This window comes from Streptomyces sp. cmx-18-6, assembly GCF_046548915.1.
Classification (GTDB): Bacteria; Actinomycetota; Actinomycetes; order Streptomycetales; family Streptomycetaceae; genus Streptomyces.
The window spans coordinates 164,397-190,082 of sequence record NZ_JAEBEP010000009.1 but is presented as its reverse complement, the minus strand read 5'-3'; the positions used below and the strand labels follow the sequence as shown (position 1 = coordinate 190,082).

Here is a 25,686-nt window from a genome sequence, read left to right as displayed (position 1 = left end):
GGGACAGGCGTACGCCCGTGCCGTAGGGATAGGCGTACGCCCGCGCACTGCCGTAGATGTACGCCCGCGTGTTAAGGCGTTTCCGTCAGCAGTCCGTACGCCGTCGCCACGAACGTGTCCTTCAGGTGCACCCGCCGCGTGGCCGTCGCCGCCACCGCGAGGCCCGTCTCCGGGCGGAAGCCGAGGAACGCCTGCTGGCCAAGGGTCGCTCCGGCGTGGAAGAGCACCGGACCGTACGGGGACGAGTGCTGGAACCACGTCAGAGTGTGGGTGTGCGCGTGCCGCCACCCGCGTCGCAGCAACGGCCGCCGGACCTCCGCCAGCGCGGCCGTCAGCGTCGGGTCCAGGGGGGAGTCCGAAGCCCCGGCCGCCCCGAGGTGCGCCTCCAGGAACGTCAGCAGGTCCAGCGGGGTCGAGCGGACCGCGCCCGCCGCGGTGAAGCCCCCCGTGTCCATCGCCGGCAGCGGGGTCCCGTCGCGGCGGTGGCCGGTCGCGGCGGAGCCCTCCGGGCCCGGGCGCAGCAGCGTGGCCGCCAGGCCCAGCGGGGCCAGCACCTGCTGGTGCAGCAGGACCTCCCACGGGGTCCCGGTGGCGGCGGCGAGGGTGTGGCCGAGGACGGAGACCGCGAAGTTCGAGTAGTGCCAGCGGGCGCCGGGGCGGTGGCGCGGGCGGGCCCGGAGGAAGGCCCGGACCACCCGGTCCGCCGGGTAGCTCCCGTACGGGTCCGTCGACCAGCGGGGCACCGCCTGCGGGTAGAAGTCGGCGGGCAGGCCCGGCAGCCCCGAGGTGTGGGTGAGCAGATGGCGCAGCGTGATCCGCCGCACCGAGGGGTGCACGGGGAGGCCGGGGGCCAGCAGGTCCGCCGCTCGGTCCTCGTACCGCACCCGGCCCTGCGCCACCAGCCGGGCCAGCAGCAGCCCCGCGAACGGCTTCGACGCCGAGCCCAGTTCGTAGCGCAGCAGCTCGCGGGCGACCGGGGCGGGGGCCGGGGCCGCACTGCCGCCGGGGGCGGCCGGGGCCGGGACCGGGTCCGCGCTGCCGCCCGTGTGGACCGTGCGGACTCCGCCCCGGCTGACCGCGAGCACCAGGTCGGGGGCGTCCACCGCCCGGGACGCCTCGGCGAGAAGGCGAGCGGTGGCCGATGAGGCGCCGGAGGCCGCCACGGGCGCCGCCGTCACATCCGTCATGCCGGGGCCGGGGCGGCGCTCAGGTCGGACAGGGCGCGGGACATCGCCAGCGCGGACGCGAACGCGGCGACCAGCGTCGGGTGGTAGACCAGGTCGAACACCGACTCCTCGTCCCCCTCCGGCATCCCGCCCATCACCGGCATCGCCCCGTCCGGCTGCTGCGCCTGCGCGAACCCCTGCCAGGCCGCCGCGTCCAGCGTCGGGGAGGGCAGACAGGCGTCCACGACCAGCAGTTCGCCCAGCAGGTCCCAGCGCTTCAGGTCGAGCCAGTCGTCCAGCCAGGCCGGCAGCCACAGCTCCAGGTACTCCGCGATGTCGGCGGGCAGCCCGGCCGGCCTCTCGCCCCAGTCGGTGAGGTGGAAGACCGTGTGCGTGATGTCGTAGCCGATATGGCCCTCGGCCGTCCACGGCTCGGGCCGCCGCGCCAGCCAGGTGTGCGCCAGCGCCGCCGTCTCCGGAACGCTCGGCTCCACCCCGAACCGCCGCTCGATCGCGCTCAGCCCCAGCCGCCGCACCGGCAGCACCTCCAGCGCCGCCCAGCTGGCCAGCCGGTGGTTGAGCCGGATCGCCGTCTCCAGGTCCGGCTGCCGGTAGCCCAGCTCCCGGAACGGTACGTAGACCTCCAGCGGCACCGGCGAGAGCGGCTCGCGGCGCTGGCCGTCCAGCAGCCGGGCCCCGGAGCCGAGCAGGTCGTGCCAGGCGTGGTCCAGCAGCTTGTGGGCGAGCGCGGACTGCTGGGAGCCGGCCACGCCCTCCCGGAAGATGACCTTCCCGATCAGCGCCAGCTCGCCCAGGGGCTTGAACCGGTCCAGGTAGCCCGCCTCCGGGGGCGGGTCGGCCTCCAGCCGGAACCCCTCCCGGTGCTCGTACAGCCAGCCCAGGGCCTTCGCCCCGACATCGTGGATCTGCTGGATGCCGCTGCCGCTGCCGGTGTTGTCGCTGCTCATGCGGTGTGCCCTTCCCGGCCGGGAGTCGTCGTGTCCGTCCGCCGCAGCGACCTCAGGGACAGGGCCGCGGCGAAGGCCGTCACGAGCGTGGAGTGGTAGCAGTCGATGAACGCGTACGGGTCCCCGGGCGTGGGGTCCTGCACCGGTACGCCCGTCTCCGGCACGCAGCCGCTCGCATGCTGTACGTCGGCGAGCACCGGCCACACCGCGTCCATCAGCTCCAGCGGGGCCGGCCCCGGCAGCGAGGCGGCGACCGCGAGCAGTTCGCCCGTCAGGTCCCACTGGCTGCTCTCCAGACAGCCGTCCGCCCACGCGGGCAGCCAGGTCCGCAGATAGGCGTCGATCTTCTCCGGCACCCGGTCGGGCATCCGGCCCCAGTCGGTGAGGTGGAAGACGGTGTGGGTCAGCGAGTAGCCGGACGGGCCCTCGAACGTCCACGGCTCCGACAGCCCGCCCAGCCAGGTCCGGGACAGGACCGCACCGGCGTCCGTGTGCGGAACCACGCCCACCCGCCGCTCGGAGTTGACCAGGCCGAGCTGCCGGTTGGCGTGCTGCTCGGTGTGGGCCCAGGAGCGGGTCGCGGTGAGCGGGCGGGCCAGGGCCTCGAAGCCTTCGTGGCGCAGCCCGTACCCGGCGAAGGCGGCGTAGATCTCGTACGGGTACGCGGCGAACGGCTCGGTGCGCAGCAGCTCCAGGAGCAGTTCACCCCGTGAGACCTCGTCCCAGGCGTACGTGACGAGGTCGCCGGCCAACTCGTGTTCCGGGGTGCCGGGGGCGGTGGACAGGCGGACCGTGGAGCAGAGCTGGGCCAGCTCGCCCAGGGGTTTGAGCGTGCCGTTGACCTGGGTGCGGGCGTCCAGGACGTCGTCCGGGAGCGCGAAGGCCGCACGGTGCGCGTCGGTCCAGGCCAGGGTCCCGCGCAGGACGTGCGGGAGGACGTCGAGCGCCGCGCCGGGGGAGGCGTGCCGCCGGGGCTCCCCGGGGGCCTGCTCCGGGCGGCCCGGGCTGTCCGCCCGCGCCCCCGGGTCCGGGCGGCTGCCCTGGGGGTCCTGCGTGGCGGTCGCCGTCATCGCGCCCTCGCCTCGGCCATCAGGCGGGCCGCCCGCACGTGGAGGGCCACCCGGGGGTCGTGGCCGCCCATCAGCTCGACGAAGTCCAGGCCGCGTTCCAGGCCCAGGGTCGCCGGTTCGCCGCCGATCGCCGCGAGCCAGCGGCCCGCGCCCGCCGCCTGGAGCCAGTCGCGCCGGCGCACCGCACGGACGAAGCCGCGCGAGAGGTCGACCGCCCGCGTCACCGCGACCCGCCGCACGGCCGAGGGGGCGGCCGGCACGGCGAGGGGGGCCAGGACCGAGAGCTGGTGCGTGAAGGACTGCCAGGGCGCGGCCTCCAGCCAGTCGGCGTCGGGCTCCGCGAACGTCCCGGAGGGCTCCGCGAACGCCCCGGAGGTCCCCGGGGCCGGGGACGCCATCCGGTGCAGGGTGGAGATCATGTGCCAGTGGCTCCAGGCCGTGGCGGCCGGGGCGTCGGGCTTCGGGGGGAATTCCCGTACCGCCCGGTCGAGCACGGCGACGTCACCCGGATGCGGATGGCGCTCGTACAGGACACTCGGCAGCAGCAGGTCCGCGCCGATGACGCGCACGGCCGCGATTCCGGTCCGGTTCTCCTCGTCGATTCCTGCCGCGCCGCACACCGTGGCGAGGTGGTCCCCGCTCCGAAGAGCGAGGACCACCTCTGCTGCCAGGTCATGCACGGCACCCGCTAGGGGGGACGAAGCATGTGTCTGGTCCATGTTCCGACGACTAGCCCTTCTTCGGGCGGGGGGTCGGAGGCGAGAGCAGCAGCGCGCCGCCGCCCGCGATGAGCGCGAGGAAGGCGCACTCGCGGGAGTCGCGGTAGATGCCTTCGGCTTCGCCGGGGTTGAGGGCCGCGTCGAGGTCGAGCTCGATGTCGGTAGCGGTGGTGTCGGTCTTGTACATGGGTGCTCCCCATCCTGTGGGAAATCGGGTTTGGTGTACGTGCAATTCGATTGACGTACGTTCCGAGTGAAAGGGAGAAAAGAGGGTCCCGCAAATCGGGATGCGACAGCGGGGGAAATTACGCATTCAATTGAATGGTGAATTCATAGGCCGGAAGAGTGAGGAAAGGGCGGTAATCCGGGCCGATCGGGGGGGTCGCGAGGGGGTGGTGCGCGGGCGCATTCACGCCGGACGGGGAGCGCGTTCGGGGGCGCTCGGTGCTTTGCCGGTCACCTGCTGTCTGCTCCGCCGGTCACGGACTGTCCTGGCGCGGGCCATGCGGCGGCAAAGGGCGGCAAAAGGACTCCAAGAACGCACCAATATCGGCTCTGAGCTGGTGCGTCTCCCGGCCCGCAGGTGTCCACTGGAAGGGCAGGGCCACTCCCTCCGATCCTTCGGGCGGGGCGGCCATCCCCCGGTGCCGACCGGCGGACGACGAGGAGCAGGCATGAGCGAGATCGCAGCGGCCACAGTCCACGAGGCGTACGCCTTCGCCTGCATGAAGTGCGGGTACGGCTGGGAGCAGTCCTACGAGATACAGCACCACGTCGGCCTCGACGGACACGAGTTCGTCGTCTACACGGCCGACGGCGAGCGCGTGCCGTCCCCGCTCTCCACCCCCACCTGCGGCAACTGCGGCGGCCACGTGGTGCGCATCATGCGGGCCGGGCGGGTGGCCGGTGTCCAGCAGCTGCTCCACCGCCAGGCGGGCTCCACCAAGGCGGCGAAGCCGGCGGCCGAACCGGTCGCGGCCGGTACGAGCACCCCGGCGACCCCGGCCGGCCACGCCGCCCCGGAACGCCACTGGCGACTGTCGGACCTCTTCCACCGCCGGTGACGCGCGGGTGTCACCGGTGGCGCGGGGCCCGGAACCGCCGGTGATCCGCCAGTGACACCGGCCTCGGAACCGCCGGTGATCCGCCTGCGGACCGGGCTCGACGTCGCCGGGTGTGCGCCTCCCGGGTGAGGGCCCGGCGCCGGCGGCCGCGCGCCTCCCCGCGTGAGGGCCCGGGCCTCGTACGCCGGTGGCCCGGGCCCTCGTAGAGTCGTCCGCATGAGCCGTACCGAAGCCCCGCCGCTGCCCGAACCCCTCCGGGTCCCGGTCGCCGACTCCCACACCCACCTGGACATGCAGGACGCCACCGTCGAGGAGGCCCTCGCGCGGGCCGCCGCGGTCAACGTGACGGCGGTCGTCCAGGTGGGCTGCGACGTGGCCGGCTCCCGCTGGGCCGCCGAGACCGCCGCCGCCCACCCGGCCGTGCACGCCTCGGTCGCCCTGCACCCGAACGAGGCCCCGCGCATCGTCCACGGCGACCCGGACGGCACCGCGCGGCAGGGGGCCCGGGAGCCCGGCGGGAAGGCCGCGCTGGACGAGGCGCTGGCGGAGATCGACGCGCTGGCCGCCCTCGACCACGTACGCGGGGTCGGGGAGAGCGGCCTGGACTTCTTCCGTACGGGCCCCGAGGGCATCGCCGCCCAGGAGGAGTCGTTCCGGGCCCACATCGAGATCGCCAAGCGGCACGGCAAGGCCCTGGTCATCCACGACCGCGACGCCCACGCCGACGTCCTGCGGATCCTGCGCGACGCGGGCGCGCCCGAGCGGACCGTGTTCCACTGCTACTCCGGCGACGCGGAGATGGCCCGGATCTGCGCGCGGGCCGGGTACTTCATGTCCTTCGCGGGCAACGTGACCTTCAAGAACGCCCAGCCGCTGCGCGACGCCCTCGCCGTCGCCCCGACCGAGCTGGTCCTCGTCGAGACGGACGCCCCCTTCCTCACCCCCGTCCCCTACCGCGGACGGCCCAACGCCCCCTATCTCGTCCCGGTCACGCTCCGCGCCATGGCCCAGGTGAAGGGGCTGGACGAGGACACGCTGGCCGCCGCGATCTACGACAACACGGCACGGGCGTTCGACTTCTGAGCCCCGGCCCGAGCGCCACCCGCGACTTTCTGTAGCCGTGTCGCTTTGGAGAGTCACCGGAGCTCCGCTATCGTCCCCGGCGCACACGGGGGCGGTGGGCGGAACTTCGGGAGCGGCGTGAGTACTTCGCAGGGCAGTCACCGGGCGGCGCGCGGCGGACGGCGTACGGCACTGGCCCCGCCGCCCCCTGTCGCGCCGGCGGCGATGGCTCTCCCCGGCGCGTTCCACGAGCAGCCGACCGTGGCGGACGGCATCTGCGTGGACACCGGGGCCGCCCCCGCTGTCCATGTCCCGACGATGGTCGACGTCCCGCTCCCGCTCGTCGTCGACCGGCAGGCCCCCACCCGCGCCGACGCCCGGCGGGCCGCCAAGCGCCGCCGCCGCACGTTCACGAGACCCCTGCGCGCCGCGAACCCGCCCACCCCGAACCCGCCCGCCGGGAAACCCGAGACCCTGCGGCGTCTCGTCCCGCAGGCCCTGGTGGTCGCCTTCCTGGCCGGCGGGACCACCGCGTTCGTCGCCCACGACAAGGCGGTCCGGCTGAGCGTCGACGGCGGCACGCCCCGCACCCTGCACACCTTCGCCGACGACGTCACCGAGCTCCTGGCGGACGAGGGCGTCACGGTCGGCGCGCACGACCACGTCTCCCCGGGCCCCGGCTCCGAACTGGACCACGGCGACGAGGTCGTCGTCCGCTACGGGCGGCCCGTCACCTTCACCCTCGACGGCCACCACCGCCGGGTCTGGACGACCGCCGACACGGTGGACGAGGCCCTGCGCCGGCTCGGGGTCCGCGCCGAGGGGGCGTACCTCTCCGCCTCCCGCTCGACCCGGATCGCCCGCACCGGCCTCACCCTCACCGTCCGCACCGAACGCACCGTGACCTTCATGGCGGACGGCCAGGAACGCACCCTGCGCACCAACGCCGCCACCGTCCACGAAGCCCTCGCCCAGGCCGGCATCACCCTGCACGGCCAGGACACCACCTCCGTCGCCCCCGGAACCTTCCCGCGCGACGGCCAGACGATCTCCGTCATGCGGATCACCGACACCCGCGAGGTGCGCGAGGAGAGCGTCCCGTACGCCGTCGAACGCAGCGAGGACCCCGAGCTGTTCCGGGGCGCCGAGGTGGTCGACCGGGCGGGCCGCAACGGCGTGCGCCGGGTCACGTACGCGGTGCGGACCGTCAACGGCGTACGCCAGCGGCCCCGCAGGACCGGCGAGGAGCTGGTCCACCCGCCGGTCAGCCGCGTCGTGCGCACCGGCACCCGGCAGCGCCCCGCCTCGGTCGCCGGGACGGACGGGCTGGACTGGGGCGCGCTCGCCGCCTGCGAGTCCGGCGGGCGGCCGGGCGCGGTGGACGCGAGCGGTACGTACGGGGGGCTGTACCAGTTCGACGTCCAGACCTGGCGGTCCCTCGGCGGCGGCGGGCGGCCCCAGGACGCGCCCGCCGCCGAGCAGACGCACCGGGCGAAGAAGCTCTACGTACAGCGGGGGGCGAGTCCGTGGCCGCACTGCGGCCGTAGGCTTACCGGGTGAGCAGCACAGAGCCCGACGCCCTCCTGGGGCCCGCAGACATCCGCGACCTGGCAGCGAAACTGGGCGTACGCCCGACCAAGCAGCGCGGTCAGAACTTCGTCATCGACGCCAACACGGTCCGCAGGATCGTGCGCACCGCGCAGGTGCGTCCCGACGACGTCGTCGTCGAGGTCGGCCCCGGGCTCGGCTCGCTGACCCTGGCCCTGCTGGAGGCGGCGGACCGGGTGATCGCGGTCGAGATCGACGACGTGCTCGCGGCCGCGCTGCCCGCCACGGTCCAGGCCCGGATGCCGGAGCGCGCCGACCGGTTCGCCCTGGTCCACTCCGACGCGATGCTGGTCACCGAGCTGCCGGGCCCCGCGCCCACCGCGCTCGTCGCGAACCTCCCGTACAACGTGGCCGTGCCCGTCCTGCTCACCATGCTGGAGCGCTTCCCGAGCATCGAGCGGACCCTCGTCATGGTCCAGGCCGAGGTCGCCGACCGGCTGGCCGCCCGCCCGGGCAACAAGGTCTACGGCGTGCCCTCGGTGAAGGCCAACTGGTACGCGGACGTCAAGCGCGCCGGCTCCATCGGCCGTACGGTCTTCTGGCCCGCCCCGAACGTCGACTCCGGGCTCGTCTCGCTCGTCCGGCGCACCACCCCGGTCCCCACCACCGCGACCCGCGCCGAGGTCTTCGCGGTCGTGGACGCGGCCTTCGCCCAGCGCCGCAAGACGCTGCGCGCGGCGCTGTCCGGCTGGGCCGGTTCCGCGCCCGCCGCCGAGGCCGCGCTCGTCGCCGCCGGGGTCTCGCCGCAGGCGCGCGGGGAGGCGCTGACGGTGGAGGAGTTCGCGGCGATCGCGGAGCACAAGCCGGAGGTGTCGGGATGAGCGCCGCACAAGCCGGAGGCGGCCCTGTGAGCCCTTCGAGCACGGCCGTCACCGTCCGCGTCCCGGCCAAGGTGAACGTGCAGCTCGCCGTGGGGGCCGCCCGCCCGGACGGCTTCCACGACCTGGCCAACGTCTTCCTCGCGGTCGGCCTGTACGACGAGGTCACCGCCACCCCCGCCGACGAGCTGCGCATCACCTGCTCGGGCCCGGACGCGGACCAGGTGCCCCTGGACCGGACGAATCTCGCGGCCCGCGCCGCCCTCGCCCTGGCCGAGCGGCACGGGATCGAGCCCGCCGTCCACCTCCACATCGCCAAGGACATCCCGGTCGCGGGCGGCATGGCGGGCGGCAGCGCGGACGGGGCCGCCGCCCTGGTCGCCTGCGACGCCCTGTGGGGGACCGGCGCGAGCCGCGACGAGCTGCTGGCCATCTGCGCGGAGCTGGGCAGCGATGTGCCGTTCAGCCTGGTCGGCGGGGCCGCGCTCGGCACCGGACGCGGCGAGAAGCTGACCCCGATCGAGGTGGGCGGGGACTTCCACTGGGTGTTCGCGGTGGCGGACGGGGGACTGTCCACGCCCGCGGTGTACGGGGAGTTCGACCGGCTCACCGCAGGTGCCGAGGTCCCCGAACCGACCGCCTCGCCCGCGCTGCTGGCCGCCCTGCGCTCCGGCGACTCCGGCGCACTCGCGGCCGCCCTGAGCAACGACCTCCAGCCCGCCGCGCTCTCCCTGCGCCCCTCCCTCGCGGACACGCTGGCGGCGGGTGCCGAGGCGGGGGCGCTGGCCGCCCTGGTCTCCGGGTCGGGGCCGACCACGGCGTTCCTGATGGCGGACGAGGAGGCGGCCGAGAAGGCGGCGGCCGCACTGCTGGCGTCGGGCGCCTGCCGCAACGCGCGGGTGGCGTCGGCTCCGGCGGCGGGGGCGCGGGTGGTGGCGTCGTCCTGACGTCGTGAGCGGCGTCGTCCCGACGTCGTGAGTCCGTGGGGCGCGTGCGTGGCGACGGGCGCGTGCGTGGCGAGGGTGTGAGCCGCTGAGGCAGCGGATCAGCGGTCCGTCGCGGGCGGGGTGTGGGCCGGGTCGTTCTTCTGGTGCAGGTAGCCGTGGAAGCTGGTCGTGCAGTCGCTGAAGTCCGCCGCGAGCCTGACGGTGACCTTGGCGGCGGCCGGGAGCGGTGCGTCGGGCCGGGGACTGGTGGCGCAGATGTACCAGGAGCCGTGGTCCCGGGGCAGGGTGACGTCCTTGTGCTGGGCGGCGGTCGTCAGACGCGCGGGGGAGATGCCCCGGCGGGCGAACTCCTGCCGCGCCTCCTCATAGGTCTTGCCGTGCAGGGCCGGCATCACCGGATCGGGCGCGGCGGTCACGCCGCCCGAGGGCGGGGGAGTGGGCGCGGCGGTCTCGGTGGCGGTGACGGTCGGGGAGGCCGTGGGGGCGGCCGAAGCGGTGGCTGTCGGCGTGGCCGTGGCCGTCGCCGTGGTGGCGGGCGGGGGCGTCGGGGCGCTGTCGTCGGTCGGGGCGCCGCCCGAGCATCCGGCCAGGGCGAGCGCGCTGAGAAGGGCGACGGGGGCGAGGTGGCGAGGGATCCGCACGGTGGGGGGCCTCCGGTTCTCGGGTGACGGCGAGCGGCCCGGGCCTGACGGCGGCGCGACCACATGTGCCGTCTCCCCCGGGGAGCGGCTTTTACGCTTGTTCCGCGCGTCAAGCGTGGACCTGTCCACGTCCACCGCGCAGTACGACAAGGCCGGTTGGGGCCTGTTCCGCCGCCAGGCCGTATCACCGCCCGGCCTCCCGGAGGCCCTCCCCGCCACCCGCGTACTCAGGCGGCGATGTGAGTACCCGCGCTCTGCCGCCGCACCCGCGCCCGCTGCGAACGTATGACCATGGGATCACCAGTTCGCGTACTCGCCGACGCCACTCCCGCCACCCGGGACCGTTACGTCGACCTCCTCCGGGTCGCCTCGCTCGGCGCGGTCGTGCTCGGCCACTGGCTGATGGCGGCCGTCAGCCCGGACGGGGTCGGCAACCTGCTCGCCGTCGTCCCGGCGCTCCAGCCGCTGACGTGGCTGCTCCAGGTGATGCCGGTGTTCTTCTTCGTCGGCGGGTTCTCCCACGCCCTGTCCTACCGTTCCCTGCTCCGCAAGCGCCCCGAGGGCTCGGCGGAGTCGGTCTACTCCGCGTTCCTGCGGGCCCGGCTCCAGCGGCTGCTGCGCCCCACCACGGTCTTCGTGCTGGTCTGGGGTGCGGCCGCCCTCGCCATCCAACTGCTCGGCGGGGGAGGCGGGTTGACCGGCGTCACCCTGCGCCTGGTGACCCAGCCGCTCTGGTTCATCGGGATCTACCTGGCCATGGTGGCGTTCACCCCGCCGCTGCTGAGGCTGCACGAGCGCTACGGCTGGGGCGCGTTCGCCGGGCTGGCGGGCGCGGCGGCGGCCGTGGACGTCCTCCGGTTCGCGGCCGGAGTCCCGTACGTCGAGTTCCTCAACTTCGCCTTCGTCTGGCTCGCGGTCCACCAGCTCGGCTTCCTCCGCGCGGACGGCCGCCTCGACGCCGGGGACTTCGGGGGCGGCCTCCGCTCCCACCGCCCCGCGCCGCTCGCCGGGGCCGGTCCCCGCGTACTCGCCCTCCACCGCCCCGCGCTGCTCGCCGGGGCCGGTCTGGTCTCCGCCGTGGCGCTGGTGGCGTTCGGCCCGTACCCGCTGTCCATGGTCGGGATGCCCGGCGAGAAGGTCAGCAACATGGCCCCGCCCACCCTCGCCCTGCTCTGCCACGGCCTCTGGCTCGTCGGCGCGGTCGAGCTGCTCCGCGCCCCCGCCGCCCGCCTCCTCGCCCGCCCCCGCGCCTGGCGCGCGGTGGTGGCCGCCAACGGGGTGGCGATGACCGCGTTCCTCTGGCACCTCACGGCGATGCTCGGGGTGTACGGGGCGATGCTCGCCCTGGACGTCCCGCTCCCCGAACCCGCGACCGCCGCCTGGTGGGCCCAGACCCCGCTGCGGCTCGCCGTCGCCGCCGTCCTCACCGCCGCACTCGTCGCGGCCTTCCGCACCTTCGAACGCCCGGCCACCCCCTCCACGACCGCCCCCGGCACGGGCTCGGGACCGCTCGCCGCCCTCGGCGTGACGCTCTGCCTGCTCGGCGTGCTCGGCCTGTCCATGGTCGGCTTCGCCGGCCTGCTGGAGGGCCGCACGGCCCTGCTGATCGCCGTCCCCGTCTCGGCCCCGGCGGCCGTCGCGATGACCCTGTGCGGCTGGCTGCTGGTGGAGCGGGCGGGGCGGGGGGCCGTACGCGGCGGGGAGCCGGGTCAGCGACCGTAGTGGTAACGGCAGGCGGCGACGCGGACTTCGTCATCGACCACCTTGTAGATGAGCCGGTGCTCGTCGGTGACGCGGCGTGACCAGTACCCCTGGAAGCCGTGCTTCAGGGGTTCCGGCTTGCCCAGCCCCTCGTTTCCGTTGCGGGCGATGTCCTGGAGCAGCGTGTTGGTCCTCTTGAGGATCTTGCGGTCCTGGTTCTGCCACCAGACGTAGTCGTCCCAGGACGACTGGTCCCACACGAACTTCACTCCGCGAGCTCCCGCACCGTGCCGCCGCCGCTCTCCAGGCGGTCGATGGACGCCAGCAGGCGACGGGCGTTCTCCGGGCTCCGGAGCTGATACGCGGTCTCCTTGAGGGACTCGTACTCGTCGAGCGCCACTATCACCACGGGCTCGTGCCCGGCCCGCGTGATCACGACCTCCTCACGGTCGTCCACGACCGCGCTCAGGGTCTCGGCGTAGTTGGCGCGGGACTCGGTGTAGGTCATCGTCCGCATGATCGCCTCCAAGGTGTGTACATCATCCTGTACGTACAGGAAAGTGTACAGACCTCGGGGAGGTGGGCCAAGGGGAGTCGCACGGTGCCGCCGCCTTCCTCGGGCGGCGGCACAGAACCGGGGTCGGTCCTCGTCGAGGACCGACCCCCGTCAGCCGAGCTTCAGGGTCCTCTTCGCCAGCTCGAACGCCGGGAGCATCTCGTCGTGCTCCTGGGTGTCCATCCCGCCCAGCTCCACCACCACGGGGCCCTTCGGCGTCATGACGGCGAGAGCCCGTGCCTTCCTCGACTCGTCCAGCAGTTCGCTGTGCGTGGTGTACTCGACCTCGGTGGCCGCGAGCGCACCGGCCTTCACCTGCGTGTACGTGGCCTTGCTCGTCTTCGGCTCGGCCGCCACGAATTTCTTCAGCACCGCGTGCGGGTCGCCGGCCGACGCCTTGCCCTGCCACACCCAGAGGAAGCCGATGTTCCCCGCCGGTTTGGCGTCGATCTCGCAGACCATCGTCACGGGGCCCCGCTTCGTCAGCTCGGCCAGCTCGGCGAATTCGGGGGGCAGCTCCTTCGTCGAGACCGCCTTCGGCTTCCAGTGCGCGGCGAGATCGAAGGTCACCGGCAGCTCGCACGCCGAACCCGCGCCCCCGAGCCGCCCGCCCTTCTTCGCCACCTTCACGGCCCCGGACTTCCCCGCCCCGTCCCCTTCCGCCCCGGCCTCGTCCGCCGTCTTCGCGGGTGCGGCGGGCGTGCTGCCGGCCGCCTGTCCCCCCGGGCGCTCGTCCCCGGCCGGCGAACAGCCGGTCACCGCCACCGCCAGCGCCACCAGGACCGCCGGCATCAGGCCCCGTACCGTTCCCCACGCCGTTCCACGCGTCGATCTCATGAAGTCCCCCGCCCCGGACGTCTTCCGTCCCCGTCAGATCCGGGGCCGCTCCCCATGATCGATCGCGGCACGTTATCGCACCCCGCGCGGCGACTACCCTGGTACGTCGAGCGGTCCTCGCCGCAGGGACCCCCGGGACAGGAGTGAAATGGCCGTCAATCTGGTCAATGTCGAGCAGGTCAGCAAGGTGTACGGCACCCGTGCCCTGCTCGACGGCGTATCCCTCGGGGTGTCCGAGGGCGACCGGATCGGTGTCGTGGGCCGCAACGGCGACGGCAAGACGACCCTCATCCGGATGCTCGCCAGGCTGGAGGACGCGGACACCGGCCGCGTCACCCACAACGGCGGGCTGCGCCTCGGCGTCCTCACCCAGCACGATTCGCTCGACCCGCAGAAGACCATCCGCCAGGAGGTCATCGGCGATCTCGCGGACCACGAGTGGGCGGGCAGCGCCAAGATCCGCGACGTGCTCACCGGACTCTTCGGCGGCCTCGCCCTCCCCGGCTTCGAGCACGGGCTCGACACCGTCATCGCCCCGCTCTCCGGCGGCGAGCGCCGCCGTATCGCGCTGGCGAAGCTCCTCATCGACGAACAGGACCTGATCGTCCTCGACGAGCCCACCAACCACCTCGACGTCGAAGGCATCTCCTGGCTCGCCGGACATCTGCGCACCCGCCGCTCGGCGCTCGTCTGCGTCACCCACGACCGGTGGTTCCTCGACCAGGTCTGCACCCGCATGTGGGACGTCCAGCGCGGCACGGTCCACGAGTACGAGGGCGGCTACAGCGACTACGTCTTCGCCCGCGCCGAGCGGGAGCGGATCGCCGCGACCGAGGAGTCCAAGCGGCAGAACCTGATGCGCAAGGAGCTGGCCTGGCTGCGCCGCGGGGCCCCCGCCCGCACCTCCAAGCCGCGCTACCGCATCGAGGCCGCCAACGAGCTCATCGCGGACGTGCCGCCCCCGCGCGACACCAGCGAGCTGATGAAGTTCGCCAACGCCCGTCTCGGCAAGACCGTCTTCGACCTGGAGGACGTGACCGTCCAGGCCGGGCCCAAGACCCTGCTCACCCACCTCACCTGGCAGCTCGGCCCCGGCGACCGCGTCGGCCTGGTCGGCGTCAACGGCGCGGGCAAGACCTCCCTGCTGCGCGCCCTCGCGGAGGCCGCCCGCACGCAGGGCGACGAGCAGCCCGCCGCCGGGAAGATCGTCGTCGGCAAGACCGTCAAGCTCGCCTACCTCTCCCAGGAGGTCACCGAGCTCAACCCGAACCTGCGCGTCCTGGAGGCCGTCCAGCAGGTCCGCGACCGGGTCGACCTCGGCAAGGGCCGCGAGATGACGGCGGGCCAGCTCTGCGAGCAGTTCGGCTTCACCAAGGAGAAGCAGTGGACGCCGGTCGGGGACCTCTCCGGCGGTGAGCGCCGCCGGCTCCAGATCCTGCGGCTGCTGATGGACGAGCCCAACGTCCTCTTCCTCGACGAGCCCACCAACGACCTGGACATCGAGACCCTCACCCAGCTGGAGGACCTCCTCGACAGCTGGCCCGGATCGATGATCGTGATCTCCCACGACCGGTTCTTCATCGAGCGCACCACGGACCGCGTGATGGCCCTCCTCGGAGACCGCGCCCTGCGCATGCTGCCGCGCGGCATCGACGAGTACCTGGAGCGCAGGCAGCGCATGGAGGAGGAGGCCACCCCCTCGGCCGCCCCCGCCGCCTCGCGCCCGGCCTCCGCCGCCCCGGCGGCCCCGGCCGTCTCCGCGCAGGAGGCCCGCGCCGCCAAGAAGGAGCTCCAGAAGGTCGAGCGGCAGCTCGACAAGCTCTCGACCCGGGAGACCGCGCTGCACAAGCAGATCGCGGACAACGCCACCGACTTCGAGAAGGTCGCGGGGCTCGACGCCGAGTTGCGCCAACTCGTCACCGAGCGCGACGAGCTGGAGATGCGCTGGCTGGAGCTGGCCGAGGACGCCTGAGGGGACACGAAGGACCGGGCGGCCGTCTGACGGGGGGGGCCGGGCCGGGCCAAGGGGGCTGGTGGGGCGGGTGGTACAAAGAAACCCCGCTCAGGGCTGATATGAACCCTGCGGAACGGGACGTATGACGTAGGACCGTACGAGGGGGACACGTACCGATGTCGCAGCCGCCCGGCCCATACGGCCCGCCCGGTCAGCAGCCGTCGCAGGGGGGACCGGCCGACGACCCGGGAGTCTTCGGGGCGCCGTTCGAGCCGCGGCCCGGCGTGTACGGACAGCCGCCCGCCGGTCCGTACGGGCAGCCCACCGCCTCCTACGGCTACCCGCAGCCCCCTGCCCCGTACGGTCACCCGCACCCTCAGCCGCAGCCCACCGGCCCCGGCGGCCACGGCAGCCCCAACGGCCCCACCGGTCCCAACGGCCCCCGGCGGCGCTCCCGGGGCCGTACCGCCGGCCTCATCGCCGCTGTCCTCGCCGGGGTTCTCGTCATCGGCGCCGGGGTCTGGTTCGCCGTGGGCGACGGCGCCGGCGGCGAGCAGCCCCTCGCCCGGGAGAGCACCGGCGCGAGCACCGCTCCGAAGCGGCCCAGCGCCCCGCCCGGCCGGACCATCACCCCCGCCCCGAAGCCGGCCGACCTCAACGCCAAGCGCAGGGACGGCGAGAGCAGGGTCCTGTGGGTGCAGGAGAACACCGTGGACCTGCCCGGCAGGGGGGCCACCCAGTACGGCCCCTGGTTCGCCGGGGACATCGTGGCCAAGGCCATGTACCGCACGGTGTCGGGCTACTCGGCCGCTGACGGGACCCAGAAGTGGAGCGTCGCCGTCAGGACCAGGGTCTGTGCGGCGCCCACCCTGCCCAGCCCGGACGGGAAGATCGTCGTGGGGCTGGAGAGCGGCACGACGGGCGAGGGGGAGTGCGACCGGCTCCAGATGGTCGACCTGAGGACCGGCAAGGCGGGCTGGAGCACCCAGTTCAAGCGGGAGGGGGTCTGGGACAAGCTCTCCGACCTCACCCTGGCCGTGAACGGCGACGTCCTGACGGTGGGCCGGACCGGCAGCGCCGACGCCTACCGGATCAGCGACGGCAAGCACCTGTGGGACAAGGTTCCGGGCAACTGCCAGCCGTACGGCTTCACGAGCGGCTCCGTCCCCCTCGCCGCCACGAGCTGCGACACCGCGGCGGACGACCACGCCGTCCAGCACGTGCGGCGCATCGACCCGGCCACCGGCAGGGAACTGTGGGCCTACCCGGTCAAGAAGGGCTTCAAGGTCGACCAGTTCTACTCGACCGACCCGCCGGTGGTCTCCCTCCGCAAGGGCAAGGAGAGGTGGGGGATCGTCATCCTCAACACGGACGGCTCCTACCGCTCCCAGCTGGTCGGCAACGCGGGCGAGAACTACGCGCCCCGCTGCGGCAAGGAGATGCGGCCGCAGAACCCCAACCTCGACAACTGCCTGGGCGTCGCCGCCGACACGACCACCTTCTACATGGCCGCCGACGGGGGCGAAGCCGGCGGCGTGGTCGCCTTCGACCTCGCCACCGGCAAGTCCCGCTGGCGGGTCGACGCCCCCGCCGGGCAGCACCCGCTGCCGTTGCGGACCGAGGGCGGCAGGGTGCTGGTGTACCTGGAGGCGACGCGGGCGAACGGGTCCGGCCGGGGCGGCGGCATCTACGCCCTGACGCCCGCCGGCGGCGCCCTCCAGCCGGTCCTGCGCCACCCGGACTCCGCGAGCGGGGTCGAGGGACCCTTCCGCGAAGCGACGATCACCTACTCCGGCGGGCGTGCGGTGCTCATGCAGGAGTACGTCAGCGGCGGCGACGACAAGCAGGAGAAGGCGATCGTGGCCATGCTCGCCTTCGGTGACTGACCGTCACCTCCGGTCGGTCGTAACGAGGGCATCACGACGCGGTTCTCCCTTGGGAACAGGGGCTGGACCGATCCGGTGTTCGATGACGTGCGGGTGGTACAAAGAAGCCCCGCCGACTGTCGTAACACCGCGGGATCCATGCCCGATTCGCTCCTTTCCGAGGGGAATTGAACCCTCTTTCGGAATCGCGGGGGAGACCGGACCGGGCACAGGACCGCACGAAGGGGGACGCGCTGATGAGCCAGCCGCCCAGCCAGCAACCGCCGCAGGGAGGCTTCGGGGCTCCGCAGGAGCCCTCGCAGGGGACTCCTCAGCCGCCTCCGGGCCCGCCGCCGGCCCCGGCCCAGCCGCCGCAGCCGCCCGCCGGACCGCCCGCCCAGCCCCCGCAGCCGCCGGCCGGCCCGCCGCAGACCCCGCCGCCGGGCGGCCCCGGTTACGGCTACCCGCAGACGCCCCCCGGCGGGCCCGGTTACGGCTATCCCCAGGCACCCGGCCAGGCTCCTGGCCAGGCACCCGGCCAGCCCTCGGGGCCGTACGGTCAGCAGCCCCCCGGCCAGGCCCCCGGCCCGTACGGTCAGCAGGCCGGCCCCTACGGCCAGCAGCCCCCGGCGGGCGGATACGGCCAGCAGGCCCCGGGCGGATACGGCCAGCAGGCCGGTGCGTACGGACAGCAGCAGCCCGGTGCGTACGGACAGCAGCCGCAGCCCGGTTACGGCTACCCGCAGCAGCAGTACCCCGGCGCCCCCGCCCCGGGCGGACCGGGCGGCTCCGGCGGCCCCTTCAAGGGGAAGACCGGCGTCATCGCCGCGGCGGCCCTCGCCGTCGTCCTGGTCGTCGGCACGGGCGTCTACTTCGCGGTGAGCGGCGACGGCGACGAGAAGAAGCCGACCGCCAGTTCCAGCAACGACACCAGCGCCGACCCCAAGGCGCCCAGCGAGTCGCCCACGGTCGACGAGGGCGACGGCACCGGCGACGGCCGGGAGACGGACGACGACCTCAACGCCGGGCGCAAGCCGGGCGAGGCCAAGGTCGCCTGGATGCAGAAGAACGACGTCGACGTGCCGAGCCTCGGCTCGCCCCTCCAGGGGCCCTGGTTCGTCGGCGACACCATGGTCACGGGCCTGTACCGAGGCATCTCCGGCTACTCGGTCGCCGATGGCAAGCAGAAGTGGACCCTGAAGCTTCCCGCCGACATCTGCTCCACCCCCGCCACGGCGACCGCGGACGGGAAGATCGTCATCGGCATCCTGGACGGCACCACCGACCGGGCCAACTGCACCCAGCTCCAGATGATCGACCTCAACACCGGCAAGGCCGGCTGGAAGACGACGGTCAAGAAGAACGGCACCTGGGACATCCTCTCCGACATCAACCTGGCGATCAGCGGGGACACGGTCGCCGTGGGGCGGACCGGCAACGCCAACGCCTACCGGATCAGCGACGGCAAGGAGCTCTTCGGCACCCCCGAGGGCAACTGCAAGCCCTTCGGGTTCGCCGGCGGCGCGAAGCTGATCGCCGCGGCCAACTGCCGCAACGACGACGTCGACAACCCGCAGCACGAGGTCCAGGAGGTCGACCCGACGACCGGCAGGGTCAAGTGGTCGTTCAAGCCGCCGCGCGGCTGGGAGGTCGAGAAGGTCTACTCGGCCAGCCCGGTCGTCGTCTCGCTCCAGAACCGCGAGAAGAAGACGTGGTCGATCGCCGCGCTCACCGACAACGGCAAGCTCCGCTCCCAGTTGATCCCCGACAAGAGCGACAAGGTCAGCGCCGACTGCGGCAGGGGCTTCGCCCTCTTCAACCGCACCCTCGAAGGCTGCTCCGGCTTCGCCGTCGACGCCGACACCTTCTACCTGCCCACCGAGCCGGACGCCAGCGGCTCCGACCGGACGAACAAGGTCGTGGCCTTCGACCTGAACACCGGCAAGCCCAAGTGGAAGGCCGACGCCCCGGCCGAGCGCACCGTGCGCCCGCTGCGCATGGAGGGCGGCAACGTGCTGCTGTACCTGGAGCCGCGGTACGACAAGGCCGGCGGCATCCTCACGCTCCCGGCGACGGGCGGCAAGCCCACCGTCCTGCTCCAGCACCCGGAAGGCACCAAGCAGATCGAGGACGGCTTCTCCAACGGCGCGATCCGCTACGAGGGCGACCGCTCCTTCGTCCTCACCAAGCGGGTCAGCGGGGGCAACGACAAGCAGGAGATGGAGCAGGCGACGGCGCTGGTGTTCAGCAAGTGACGCTCCACGACGGCATCCGAAGGCACCCGGCCCCTCCCGGCCGGACGCGACCCCACCCCCACTCGTCACCCGAGGTACGTACGCGATGACCCAGCCGCCCCAGCCACCCCAGCAGCCCCCCAACGAGCCGCCGAGCGACCAGCCGCCGGGCAACCAGCCCCCCAGCGGTCCGCCTTCGGGCCCGCCCTCCGGACCTCCGAGCGGACCGCCTGCCGGACCGCCTTCGGGACCGCCCGCCGGGCCCCCGAGCGGACCGCCCGCCGGGCCTCCGTCCGGGCCGCCCTCCGGTGGGTTCGGCGCGCCGCAGGACCCGCCGCCCGGCGGTTACGGCGCGCCGACGCCGCCGCCCGCCGACCCCTTCGCGAAGCAGCCGCCCGCGGCCCCGCCCGCCGGGGGCTACGGCAGCCCGCCCACCCCGCCCGCGGGCGGTTACGGCAGCCCGCCGCCCCCGCCGGGCGGCTACCCGACCCCGCCGGCCCCGCAGCCCAACGGGTACGGCTACCCGCAGCCCCCTCAGGCCCCGCAGCCCGGATACGGCTACCCGCAGCAGGGGCCGCCCGCTCAGCACGGCCAGATCGGCCAGCCCGGGACGCCGCAGCAGGGTTACGGCCAGGGGTACGGCTACCCGACCCAGCCGATGCAGCCGCAGTACGGGGCCGGGGCGCCGCAGCCCGGCGGCAGCGGCAAGAAGTTCAACACCCAGATGCAGATCATCGTCGCCGCGGCCGTCGCCGTGGTGCTGATCATCGGCGCGGGTGTCATCTACGCCTCCAGCCAGGACGACGGCGGCAACACCGGGGCCTCCTCCTCGGGTTCCACCGGCGGCGAGGGCAAGGGCGGCAAGGAGGGCCAGGGCGGCGAGGGCAAGGGCGGTGAGGGCGGCGGTCTGGCCGGCGGCACCGAGAAGGCCCCCGCCAACACCAAGTCCAGGGTCGCCTTCCAGCTCCCGCAGCCGGTGGTCAAGGACGTCACCTCGGTCAAGGGCTCCTGGATCACCGACAAGGCGTACGTGAAGAGCGGCGTCAACGAGGTCGTCGCGTACGACCTGGACAAGGGCGCCAAGCTCTGGTCCGTGCCGGTGTCCGGCGAGGTCTGCGGCGCGTCCCGGCACATGACCAAGGACTTCAAGACCGCGATCCTCTTCAAGGAGGGCAAGCCGACCAAGGAGAAGAAGTACCCCACCTGCAACCAGGTCGGCGTGGTCGACCTGAGCGCCGGCAAGCTCCTGTGGAGCAAGTCCATCACCGCCGCCTCCGGCGGTGACACACCCGTCCGGTTCGACGAGGTGACCGTCAGCGGGACCACGGTCGCCGCGGGCGGCCTCCAGGGCGGCGCGGCCTTCAAGCTGGACAACGGCGCCGAGCTCTGGAAGCCGAAGGTCGGCGCGGACCGCTGCTACGACATGGGGTACGGCGGCGGCGAGGCCCTCGCCGTGGTCCGCAAGTGCGGTGCGTACGACAGCCCGCAGCTCTCCATCCAGGCGCTGAACCCGACGACCGGCGCACCGCTGTCCTCGTACCGGATGCCGGCCGGCGTCGAGTACGCCTCCATCGTCTCGACCAAGCCGCTGGTGGTCGCGGCCAACGTCGGCGAGACCGCCACCGACGGCAGCGGCATCTCCGACTTCTTCTCGATCGACGCGAAGACGGGCAAGCTGACCGTGCGGATCTCGGCCGACGCGGAGAAGTACGGGGCGCGGTGCGCCTCCACCTCCGTCGAGCAGTGCCGGTTCGCGGTCGTCGGCAACAACCGGCTCTACCTGCCGACCGAGGAGCACGAGGGGACCAGCGACTACGGCGACACCAACGAGGTCGTCGCCTTCGACCTGACCACCGGCAAGCTCGTCGGCGGCCGGGCGGACGCGGGCGAACGCTACGCCATGTACCCGCTCCGGATGGACGGCACGAACATCATCGCGTACAAGTACCCCCCGTACGACAAGGGCGGCCAGGTCGTCTCCATCGACGGCGAGACGTTCAAGGAGACGCTGCTGCTGGAGAACCCGGGCGACCGGGCGGTGCGGGACGCGGAGACCCGGTTCACCACCACCCACTCCGAGCTGCTCTACGGCAACGGGCGTTTCTTCCTCGCCCAGCAGCTGATCAGCGAGCGCAGTTCGAGCCTGCCGGACGAGAAGTACTACCTTGCGGTGGGCTTCCGCACCGACTGATCACCGCAGCTTCACCAGCTGTTCCGAACAGCCCTGCCGATCGATCACCGACCGGCAGGGCTGATCGTTTTCTTCCGGTCAAGTAGCCCTGAATGACGCAGAATTCGACATTCTGGGGGGCTTCTCCCCCGTAAGGGGCCCACGGCGTCGAACAAGCGTGTAGCTTGCCGGGGCAGGAGGCCGGGGGGCGGTGTCCGGGGCGTACTGGGGGGCTTGTTCGATGAGCGTGCGGCTCATGGTGGTCGATGATCACCGCCTGCTCGCCGAGGCACTCGCCTCGGCGCTGAAGCTGCGCGGGCACCGGGTGCTCGCGGCGGCCGCCCCGACGTCCGGGGCGGCGGAGCTGGTGGTCAGCAGGGCCCCGGAGGTCTGCCTCTTCGGTACGGCGTCGCCCGCCGCGCCGGGGGTCTTCGACCCGATCACGCGCATCGGCCAGGAGCGCCCGCAGGTGGCGGTGGTGGTGCTCGGCCCGGTGCCGAGCCCGCGCGGGATAGCCGCCGCGTTCGCGGCCGGGGCCGCGGGGTACGTCCGGCACGACGAGCGCATCGAGGGCGTGGAGCGGGCGATGCTGAAGGCGCGGGCGGGGGAGAGCGCCGTCGCCCCGCAACTGCTGCGGGCCGCCTTCGCCGAACTCCTCAACCCGGCGGCCCAGCCCGACGACGAGGGCCGCCGCCTGCTCCGGATGCTCACCCCGCGCGAGGCCGAGGTACTGGTCCGGGTCGCCGAGGGCGAGGACACCCGGCTGATCGCGGCCGGCATGCGGATCGCGCCGAGCACCGCCCGTACGCACGTCCAGCGGGTCCTGATGAAGCTGGGCGTCGGCTCCCGGCTGGAGGCGGCCGCCCTCGCGGCCCGTACGGGACTGCTGGACCGGGCTTCGAGCGGCGCCGCGGGGCACCTGGCTCACGGCGCGGCGGGCCACCCCGCGAACGGCGCGGCGAACGGCGTGACGGGCGGCGGCAGCGGCGGCGTCACTCGCTCCTGATCAGCCCGACGGTGCCCGCCAGGCCCTCGTCGCCGTACCCCTGGTCCACCCTCTGACGCATCACGTCGATGAAGGGGACGAGCAGCCGGGGGTCGACGGACTGCTCCCGGGCCGTGGCCACGAAGGTCTCGTTGGCCGTCGCCATCATGGCGAGGTTGGAGACGACGCCCTCCTCGTAGTCGCCGCTCTCCAGTTGGGCCGCGAGATCCTGCGCGGACCCGGACATGATGCCGAGCCACTCCGCGAGCAGGCCGGCGAACCGGGCCCGGTCGAGGTCCTTCTCGGGCTCCACCAGGGCGAAGGCGTGGGTGATGCCCGCGAACATGCCGGTCATCGCGCTGAGCAGGGCGATGTCGTGCAGGGCGGCGTGACCGGCGTCCTCGCCGACGAACGTCACGCCGGCGGGAACCTCCAGCGTCTCGCGGTGCTGTTCGAGCAGCGCCCGGTCACCGCTGTAGAAGACATAGCCGCCGGTCTCCGGAATGCCGATCATCGGGGGAACGGCCATGATCCCGCCGTCCAGGAAGCGGGCCCCGCGCTCCGAGGCCCAGGCGGCACGCCGCCGCCCCTCGGCGGGCGTGTTGGTGGTCAGGTTGACCACGTCCTTGCCGCGCAGGTCGACGCCCTCCAGGGTCTCGCTCACGGAGGCGTCGTCCAGCAGACACAGGACGACGGGACCGCTCGCCGCCGCGACGGCCTCGGCCGGGGTGGCCACGGCCCGCGCCCCCTCGGCCGTCAGCGGGCCGGCCTTCTCCGGGGTCCGGTTCCACACGGTCAGCGGATGCCCGGCGGCCAGCCAGGCGCGGCCGAGCGCGATGCCCATGTCGCCGAGGCCGAGGAGGGTGACGGGGGTCTTGGCGGAGCTGTCGGTGGTGCTGGTGTCACTGGTGCTGTCGGTGCTGTCGGTGCTGTTGGCGTTCATGCCGATCAGGCTCGTGCACGCCCGCACCATGATCAAGTACGCACTCTTTTGTAGGTGGTCACCTCAAGGTAAGCAAGGGGGCGCAGGGGGCCGGGCGGCCCCCTGCGGGAACGTCACGGGAACGGCGTGCGGAAAGCGGATCAGCCCGCGTCGGCCTTCGGTCCCGCTGCCGCCCCCGGCTCCGGTTCCGGCTCGGGGGCGGCGGGGGCCTCGGCCGGGCGGAGCTTCATCCAGACCAGGAAGAACAGGCCGAGCGCCAGCATCGCGAGGCCGGTCCACAGGTTGATGTGGACGCCCTCGGCCTTCTTCAGGTCGGCGTCGGACGGGCTGATCCCGGCGATGGTGACGATCACCCCGTAGACCACGAACAGGCCGCCGATGATCCGCCGGATGTCGAAGAGACGGGCCGCGGTCGCGGACTTGCGCTCCAGTTCGGAGACTTCCTTGTGCAGGTCGGACATGGTGAGTTCCTCCGATCAGAACGAGTAGGGGACGTAGCACAGTGCGGCGAGCACGATCGCGCCCCAGCCGAGCAGCGCGGGCTTGCGGTACCAGGCCCGGTCGGCCTCCTCCAGCGCCTCGTCGGGGCTCGGGGACTCGGTCCCGTACACCAGACCTGCCAGCTCCGCGTCGGGCTTGGGCGCGGTGAAGAGCGTGACGACGACCATGACGACGGCCCCGGCGACGAAGCCGACGATCGCGGAGACGAAGTTGGCCCCCTGGTCGGACGGGATGTCGATGACCCCGCCCTTGTAGATCCAGAAGTAGTTGACCATCGCGGCGCCGGTGCCCGCGATCAGCCCCCAGACACCGGACTTCATGGAAGCGCGCTTCCAGAACATTCCGATGATGAAGACGACGAACATGGGCACGTTGAAGAACGAGAACAGCGTCTGCAGGTAGCTCATGATGTTCGAGAAGCTCGCCGCGATGAACGCTGTGCCGATCGAGGCCAGCACCCCGATCGCCGTGATCAGACGCCCGAACTTCAGGTAGTACGCGTCCGGCTTGTCCCGCACCACGTACCGCTGCCAGATGTCCGTCGTGAACACCGTGTTGAACGACGACACGTTGGCCGCCATGCCCGCCATGAACGCGGCGAGCAGACCGGTCACCGCGATGCCGAGCACCCCGTTGGGCAGCAGTTCCTGCATCAGCAGCGGGATCGCGTCGTTGTACGTGAGGTCCGAGTCCGGGGTGCCGATCTGCGGCACGATCACGGCGGCGACCAGGCCCGGGATCATCACCGCGAAGACGATGAAGATCTTCGGGAACGCGGCGATCAGCGGGGTGCGCTTGGCGGCGGAGAGGTTCTTCGCGGACAGGGCGCGCTGCACCTCGGCGAAGTTCGTCGTCCAGTAGCCGAAGGACAGCACGAAGCCGAGACCGAGGATGATCGTCAGCCAGTTGGCGCCCAGCGGGTTGGCGTCACCGATGCCGGTGCCGCCCCAGGCGGTCATGAAGTCGCCGCCGTGCTGCTTGGTCAGCGAGTCGCTCATGGCGTCCCAGCCGCCGACCCGCTTGAGGCCCAGCACGGTGATCGGGATCAGCGCGGCGAGGATGACGAAGAACTGGAGCACCTCGTTGTAGATCGCCGAGGACAGGCCGCCGATGGTGATGTAGACCAGCACGAACAGGCCCGCGACGACGATCGCGACCCACTGCGGCCAGCCCAGCAGCGCCTCCACGACGATCGACAGGGCGTAGAGGTTGACGCCCGCGATCAGGATCGCCGCGAAGGCGAAGAGTATCGAGCTCAGCAGGTGCGCGGACTTGTCGAACCGCTGGAGCAGGAACTCCGGTACGGAACGCACCTTGGACCGGTAGTAGAACGGCATCATCACCAGGCCGAGGAAGACCATGGCGGGGATGGCGCCGATCCAGTACCAGTGGACCACCGCCACGCCGTACTGCGCGCCGGTCGCCGCCATGCCGAGGATCTCGGTGGCGCCGAGATTCGCCGCGACGAAGGCGAGACCGGTCACCCAGGCGGGCAGGGATCGTCCGGAGAGGAAGAAATCGAGGCTCGTCCGCACGCTGGCACGGGCCGCGAAGCCGATGCCGAGTACGACGACGAAGTAGATCGCCAGGATGGCGTAGTCGAGCCCGTTCGTGGGGAGCCGAAGCCCTTCGGCCAGTGTCTGCATGTGGGGGTACTCGCTTCGTTGCGCGAACTGAACCCGAGGGAACTTACGCCCCTGCGTTCGTTAAATGAACAGTTCCGTTGGGGTTCTTTGTTCGATCGTGATCGAGTGCGAGGGAATGTCCAGATATGACACCTCCGGGAGGCGGCCCGCCGAGTCGGATGGCTGGCCCGTTGACGAAGGTGTTCGGTTGTGATTTGTTATGTGCGGTTATGTTGGGAGGAGCGGGTGGAG

At 72.8% G+C, this 25,686-nt stretch carries 23 protein-coding genes; 11 read left to right on the top strand and 12 right to left on the bottom strand.

The window, feature by feature from the left end; all coding sequences use genetic code 11:
- Nucleotides 1-71: 71 nt before the first annotated feature.
- From ACLJPL_RS22195 to ACLJPL_RS22175, 5 genes are read right to left on the bottom strand one after another with little or no spacing between them, the layout of a single operon-like run.
- Nucleotides 72-1,187, bottom strand: a complete 1,116-nt coding sequence (locus ACLJPL_RS22195; protein ID WP_411082625.1) for a serine hydrolase domain-containing protein — start codon at nucleotides 1,185-1,187, stop codon at nucleotides 72-74.
- Complete coding sequence (locus ACLJPL_RS22190; protein WP_411082624.1) at nucleotides 1,184-2,134, bottom strand: DUF6895 family protein; 951 nt, start codon at nucleotides 2,132-2,134, stop codon at nucleotides 1,184-1,186. The genes ACLJPL_RS22195 and ACLJPL_RS22190 overlap by 4 nt, the downstream gene beginning before the upstream one ends.
- Nucleotides 2,131-3,204 (bottom strand): DUF6895 family protein, encoded by a 1,074-nt coding sequence (locus ACLJPL_RS22185; protein ID WP_411082623.1) that lies wholly within the window; start codon nucleotides 3,202-3,204, stop codon nucleotides 2,131-2,133. The genes ACLJPL_RS22190 and ACLJPL_RS22185 overlap by 4 nt, the downstream gene beginning before the upstream one ends.
- A complete protein-coding gene (locus ACLJPL_RS22180; protein WP_411082622.1) occupies nucleotides 3,201-3,923 on the bottom strand; it encodes a hypothetical protein in 723 nt (240 codons plus the stop codon). Before ACLJPL_RS22180 ends, ACLJPL_RS22185 begins: the two co-directional genes overlap by 4 nt.
- A 10-nt stretch (nucleotides 3,924-3,933) precedes the next feature.
- Entirely contained in the window at nucleotides 3,934-4,110 is a 177-nt protein-coding gene (locus ACLJPL_RS22175; RefSeq protein ID WP_411082621.1) for a hypothetical protein, read from the bottom strand.
- A 487-nt stretch (nucleotides 4,111-4,597) separates the two neighbouring features.
- On the opposite strand from ACLJPL_RS22175, the gene ACLJPL_RS22170 reads away from it, so the two are divergent.
- The 5 genes from ACLJPL_RS22170 (at nucleotide 4,598) to ACLJPL_RS22150 (ending at nucleotide 9,422) form a co-directional block, all read left to right on the top strand.
- Nucleotides 4,598-4,987, top strand: a complete 390-nt coding sequence (locus ACLJPL_RS22170) for a hypothetical protein (protein ID WP_411082620.1) — start codon at nucleotides 4,598-4,600, stop codon at nucleotides 4,985-4,987.
- 216 nt (nucleotides 4,988-5,203) lie between these two features.
- Nucleotides 5,204-6,070: a TatD family hydrolase gene (locus ACLJPL_RS22165; RefSeq protein WP_411082619.1), complete on the top strand. Its 867-nt coding sequence runs from the start codon at nucleotides 5,204-5,206 to the stop codon at nucleotides 6,068-6,070.
- 204 nt (nucleotides 6,071-6,274) lie between these two features.
- Nucleotides 6,275-7,609: a ubiquitin-like domain-containing protein gene (locus ACLJPL_RS22160; protein ID WP_411082759.1), complete on the top strand. Its 1,335-nt coding sequence runs from the start codon at nucleotides 6,275-6,277 to the stop codon at nucleotides 7,607-7,609.
- The gene (gene rsmA / locus ACLJPL_RS22155; protein ID WP_411082618.1) at nucleotides 7,606-8,478 is read left to right on the top strand and encodes a 16S rRNA (adenine(1518)-N(6)/adenine(1519)-N(6))-dimethyltransferase RsmA; all 873 of its coding nucleotides are present in this window, start codon (nucleotides 7,606-7,608) and stop codon (nucleotides 8,476-8,478) included. The genes ACLJPL_RS22160 and rsmA overlap by 4 nt, the downstream gene beginning before the upstream one ends.
- Entirely contained in the window at nucleotides 8,475-9,422 is a 948-nt protein-coding gene (locus ACLJPL_RS22150) for a 4-(cytidine 5'-diphospho)-2-C-methyl-D-erythritol kinase (RefSeq protein ID WP_411082617.1), read from the top strand. The genes rsmA and ACLJPL_RS22150 overlap by 4 nt, the downstream gene beginning before the upstream one ends.
- Nucleotides 9,423-9,520: 98 nt before the next feature.
- Here the strand turns inward: ACLJPL_RS22150 and ACLJPL_RS22145 are convergent, their stop codons facing one another.
- Nucleotides 9,521-10,063 carry a PASTA domain-containing protein gene (locus ACLJPL_RS22145; protein ID WP_411082616.1) on the bottom strand — a complete coding sequence of 181 codons (543 nt, stop codon included), beginning with the start codon at nucleotides 10,061-10,063 and terminating at the stop codon, nucleotides 9,521-9,523.
- Nucleotides 10,064-10,354: 291 nt separating this feature from the next.
- On the opposite strand from ACLJPL_RS22145, the gene ACLJPL_RS22140 reads away from it, so the two are divergent.
- Complete coding sequence (locus ACLJPL_RS22140; RefSeq protein ID WP_411082615.1) at nucleotides 10,355-11,785, top strand: acyltransferase family protein; 1,431 nt, start codon at nucleotides 10,355-10,357, stop codon at nucleotides 11,783-11,785.
- On the opposite strand, the gene ACLJPL_RS22135 is transcribed toward ACLJPL_RS22140, so the two are convergent.
- From ACLJPL_RS22135 to ACLJPL_RS22125, 3 genes are all read right to left on the bottom strand, one after another.
- On the bottom strand, nucleotides 11,773-12,033 hold the full coding sequence (locus ACLJPL_RS22135) for a Txe/YoeB family addiction module toxin (RefSeq protein WP_411082614.1): 261 nt from the start codon (nucleotides 12,031-12,033) through the stop codon (nucleotides 11,773-11,775). The two genes, ACLJPL_RS22140 and ACLJPL_RS22135, sit on opposite strands and share 13 nt — an antisense overlap.
- On the bottom strand, nucleotides 12,030-12,281 hold the full coding sequence (locus tag ACLJPL_RS22130; protein ID WP_411082613.1) for a type II toxin-antitoxin system Phd/YefM family antitoxin: 252 nt from the start codon (nucleotides 12,279-12,281) through the stop codon (nucleotides 12,030-12,032). Before ACLJPL_RS22130 ends, ACLJPL_RS22135 begins: the two co-directional genes overlap by 4 nt.
- A 150-nt stretch (nucleotides 12,282-12,431) precedes the next feature.
- Nucleotides 12,432-13,157, bottom strand: coding sequence for a lipoprotein (locus ACLJPL_RS22125; protein ID WP_411082612.1), 726 nt, complete (start codon nucleotides 13,155-13,157; stop codon nucleotides 12,432-12,434).
- Between the two features lie 148 nt (nucleotides 13,158-13,305).
- Here ACLJPL_RS22125 and ACLJPL_RS22120 point away from each other — a divergent pair, with 148 nt between their 5' ends.
- From ACLJPL_RS22120 to ACLJPL_RS22100, 5 genes are all read left to right on the top strand, one after another.
- Nucleotides 13,306-15,129, top strand: coding sequence for an ABC-F family ATP-binding cassette domain-containing protein (locus ACLJPL_RS22120; RefSeq protein ID WP_411082611.1), 1,824 nt, complete (start codon nucleotides 13,306-13,308; stop codon nucleotides 15,127-15,129).
- A 158-nt stretch (nucleotides 15,130-15,287) separates the two neighbouring features.
- Complete coding sequence (locus ACLJPL_RS22115) at nucleotides 15,288-16,997, top strand: PQQ-binding-like beta-propeller repeat protein (protein WP_411082610.1); 1,710 nt, start codon at nucleotides 15,288-15,290, stop codon at nucleotides 16,995-16,997.
- Nucleotides 16,998-17,233: 236 nt separating this feature from the next.
- Entirely contained in the window at nucleotides 17,234-19,231 is a 1,998-nt protein-coding gene (locus ACLJPL_RS22110; protein WP_411082609.1) for a PQQ-binding-like beta-propeller repeat protein, read from the top strand.
- 85 nt (nucleotides 19,232-19,316) lie between these two features.
- On the top strand, nucleotides 19,317-21,401 hold the full coding sequence (locus ACLJPL_RS22105) for a PQQ-binding-like beta-propeller repeat protein (RefSeq protein ID WP_411082608.1): 2,085 nt from the start codon (nucleotides 19,317-19,319) through the stop codon (nucleotides 21,399-21,401).
- A 220-nt stretch (nucleotides 21,402-21,621) separates the two neighbouring features.
- A complete protein-coding gene (locus ACLJPL_RS22100) occupies nucleotides 21,622-22,386 on the top strand; it encodes a response regulator transcription factor (RefSeq protein ID WP_411082607.1) in 765 nt (254 codons plus the stop codon).
- Here the strand turns inward: ACLJPL_RS22100 and ACLJPL_RS22095 are convergent.
- The 3 genes from ACLJPL_RS22095 to ACLJPL_RS22085 form a co-directional block, all read right to left on the bottom strand.
- Nucleotides 22,373-23,308: an NAD(P)-dependent oxidoreductase gene (locus ACLJPL_RS22095; RefSeq protein WP_411082606.1), complete on the bottom strand. Its 936-nt coding sequence runs from the start codon at nucleotides 23,306-23,308 to the stop codon at nucleotides 22,373-22,375. The two genes, ACLJPL_RS22100 and ACLJPL_RS22095, sit on opposite strands and share 14 nt — an antisense overlap.
- A gap of 140 nt (nucleotides 23,309-23,448) precedes the next feature.
- On the bottom strand, nucleotides 23,449-23,769 hold the full coding sequence (locus tag ACLJPL_RS22090; RefSeq protein ID WP_411082605.1) for a hypothetical protein: 321 nt from the start codon (nucleotides 23,767-23,769) through the stop codon (nucleotides 23,449-23,451).
- A 15-nt stretch (nucleotides 23,770-23,784) separates the two neighbouring features.
- Nucleotides 23,785-25,455: a sodium:solute symporter family protein gene (locus ACLJPL_RS22085; protein ID WP_411082604.1), complete on the bottom strand. Its 1,671-nt coding sequence runs from the start codon at nucleotides 25,453-25,455 to the stop codon at nucleotides 23,785-23,787.
- Nucleotides 25,456-25,686: the final 231 nt, after the last annotated feature.

Excerpts from the sequence above, each read along its gene's own strand:
- ACLJPL_RS22195 (WP_411082625.1), bottom strand. The coding sequence starts at position 1,187 with ATGACGGATGTGACGGCGGCGCCCGTGGCGGCCTCCGGCGCCTCATCG.
- ACLJPL_RS22190 (WP_411082624.1), bottom strand. The coding sequence starts at position 2,134 with ATGAGCAGCGACAACACCGGCAGCGGCAGCGGCATCCAGCAGATCCAC.
- ACLJPL_RS22185 (WP_411082623.1), bottom strand. The coding sequence starts at position 3,204 with ATGACGGCGACCGCCACGCAGGACCCCCAGGGCAGCCGCCCGGACCCG.
- ACLJPL_RS22180 (WP_411082622.1), bottom strand. The coding sequence starts at position 3,923 with ATGGACCAGACACATGCTTCGTCCCCCCTAGCGGGTGCCGTGCATGAC.
- ACLJPL_RS22175 (WP_411082621.1), bottom strand. The coding sequence starts at position 4,110 with ATGTACAAGACCGACACCACCGCTACCGACATCGAGCTCGACCTCGAC.
- ACLJPL_RS22170 (WP_411082620.1), top strand. The coding sequence starts at position 4,598 with ATGAGCGAGATCGCAGCGGCCACAGTCCACGAGGCGTACGCCTTCGCC.
- ACLJPL_RS22165 (WP_411082619.1), top strand. The coding sequence starts at position 5,204 with ATGAGCCGTACCGAAGCCCCGCCGCTGCCCGAACCCCTCCGGGTCCCG.
- ACLJPL_RS22160 (WP_411082759.1), top strand. The coding sequence starts at position 6,275 with ATGGCTCTCCCCGGCGCGTTCCACGAGCAGCCGACCGTGGCGGACGGC.
- ACLJPL_RS22150 (WP_411082617.1), top strand. The coding sequence starts at position 8,475 with ATGAGCGCCGCACAAGCCGGAGGCGGCCCTGTGAGCCCTTCGAGCACG.
- ACLJPL_RS22140 (WP_411082615.1), top strand. The coding sequence starts at position 10,355 with ATGGGATCACCAGTTCGCGTACTCGCCGACGCCACTCCCGCCACCCGG.
- ACLJPL_RS22130 (WP_411082613.1), bottom strand. The coding sequence starts at position 12,281 with ATGCGGACGATGACCTACACCGAGTCCCGCGCCAACTACGCCGAGACC.
- ACLJPL_RS22125 (WP_411082612.1), bottom strand. The coding sequence starts at position 13,157 with ATGAGATCGACGCGTGGAACGGCGTGGGGAACGGTACGGGGCCTGATG.
- ACLJPL_RS22120 (WP_411082611.1), top strand. The coding sequence starts at position 13,306 with ATGGCCGTCAATCTGGTCAATGTCGAGCAGGTCAGCAAGGTGTACGGC.
- ACLJPL_RS22115 (WP_411082610.1), top strand. The coding sequence starts at position 15,288 with ATGTCGCAGCCGCCCGGCCCATACGGCCCGCCCGGTCAGCAGCCGTCG.
- ACLJPL_RS22110 (WP_411082609.1), top strand. The coding sequence starts at position 17,234 with ATGAGCCAGCCGCCCAGCCAGCAACCGCCGCAGGGAGGCTTCGGGGCT.
- ACLJPL_RS22105 (WP_411082608.1), top strand. The coding sequence starts at position 19,317 with ATGACCCAGCCGCCCCAGCCACCCCAGCAGCCCCCCAACGAGCCGCCG.
- ACLJPL_RS22100 (WP_411082607.1), top strand. The coding sequence starts at position 21,622 with ATGAGCGTGCGGCTCATGGTGGTCGATGATCACCGCCTGCTCGCCGAG.
- ACLJPL_RS22095 (WP_411082606.1), bottom strand. The coding sequence starts at position 23,308 with ATGAACGCCAACAGCACCGACAGCACCGACAGCACCAGTGACACCAGC.
- ACLJPL_RS22090 (WP_411082605.1), bottom strand. The coding sequence starts at position 23,769 with ATGTCCGACCTGCACAAGGAAGTCTCCGAACTGGAGCGCAAGTCCGCG.
- ACLJPL_RS22085 (WP_411082604.1), bottom strand. The coding sequence starts at position 25,455 with ATGCAGACACTGGCCGAAGGGCTTCGGCTCCCCACGAACGGGCTCGAC.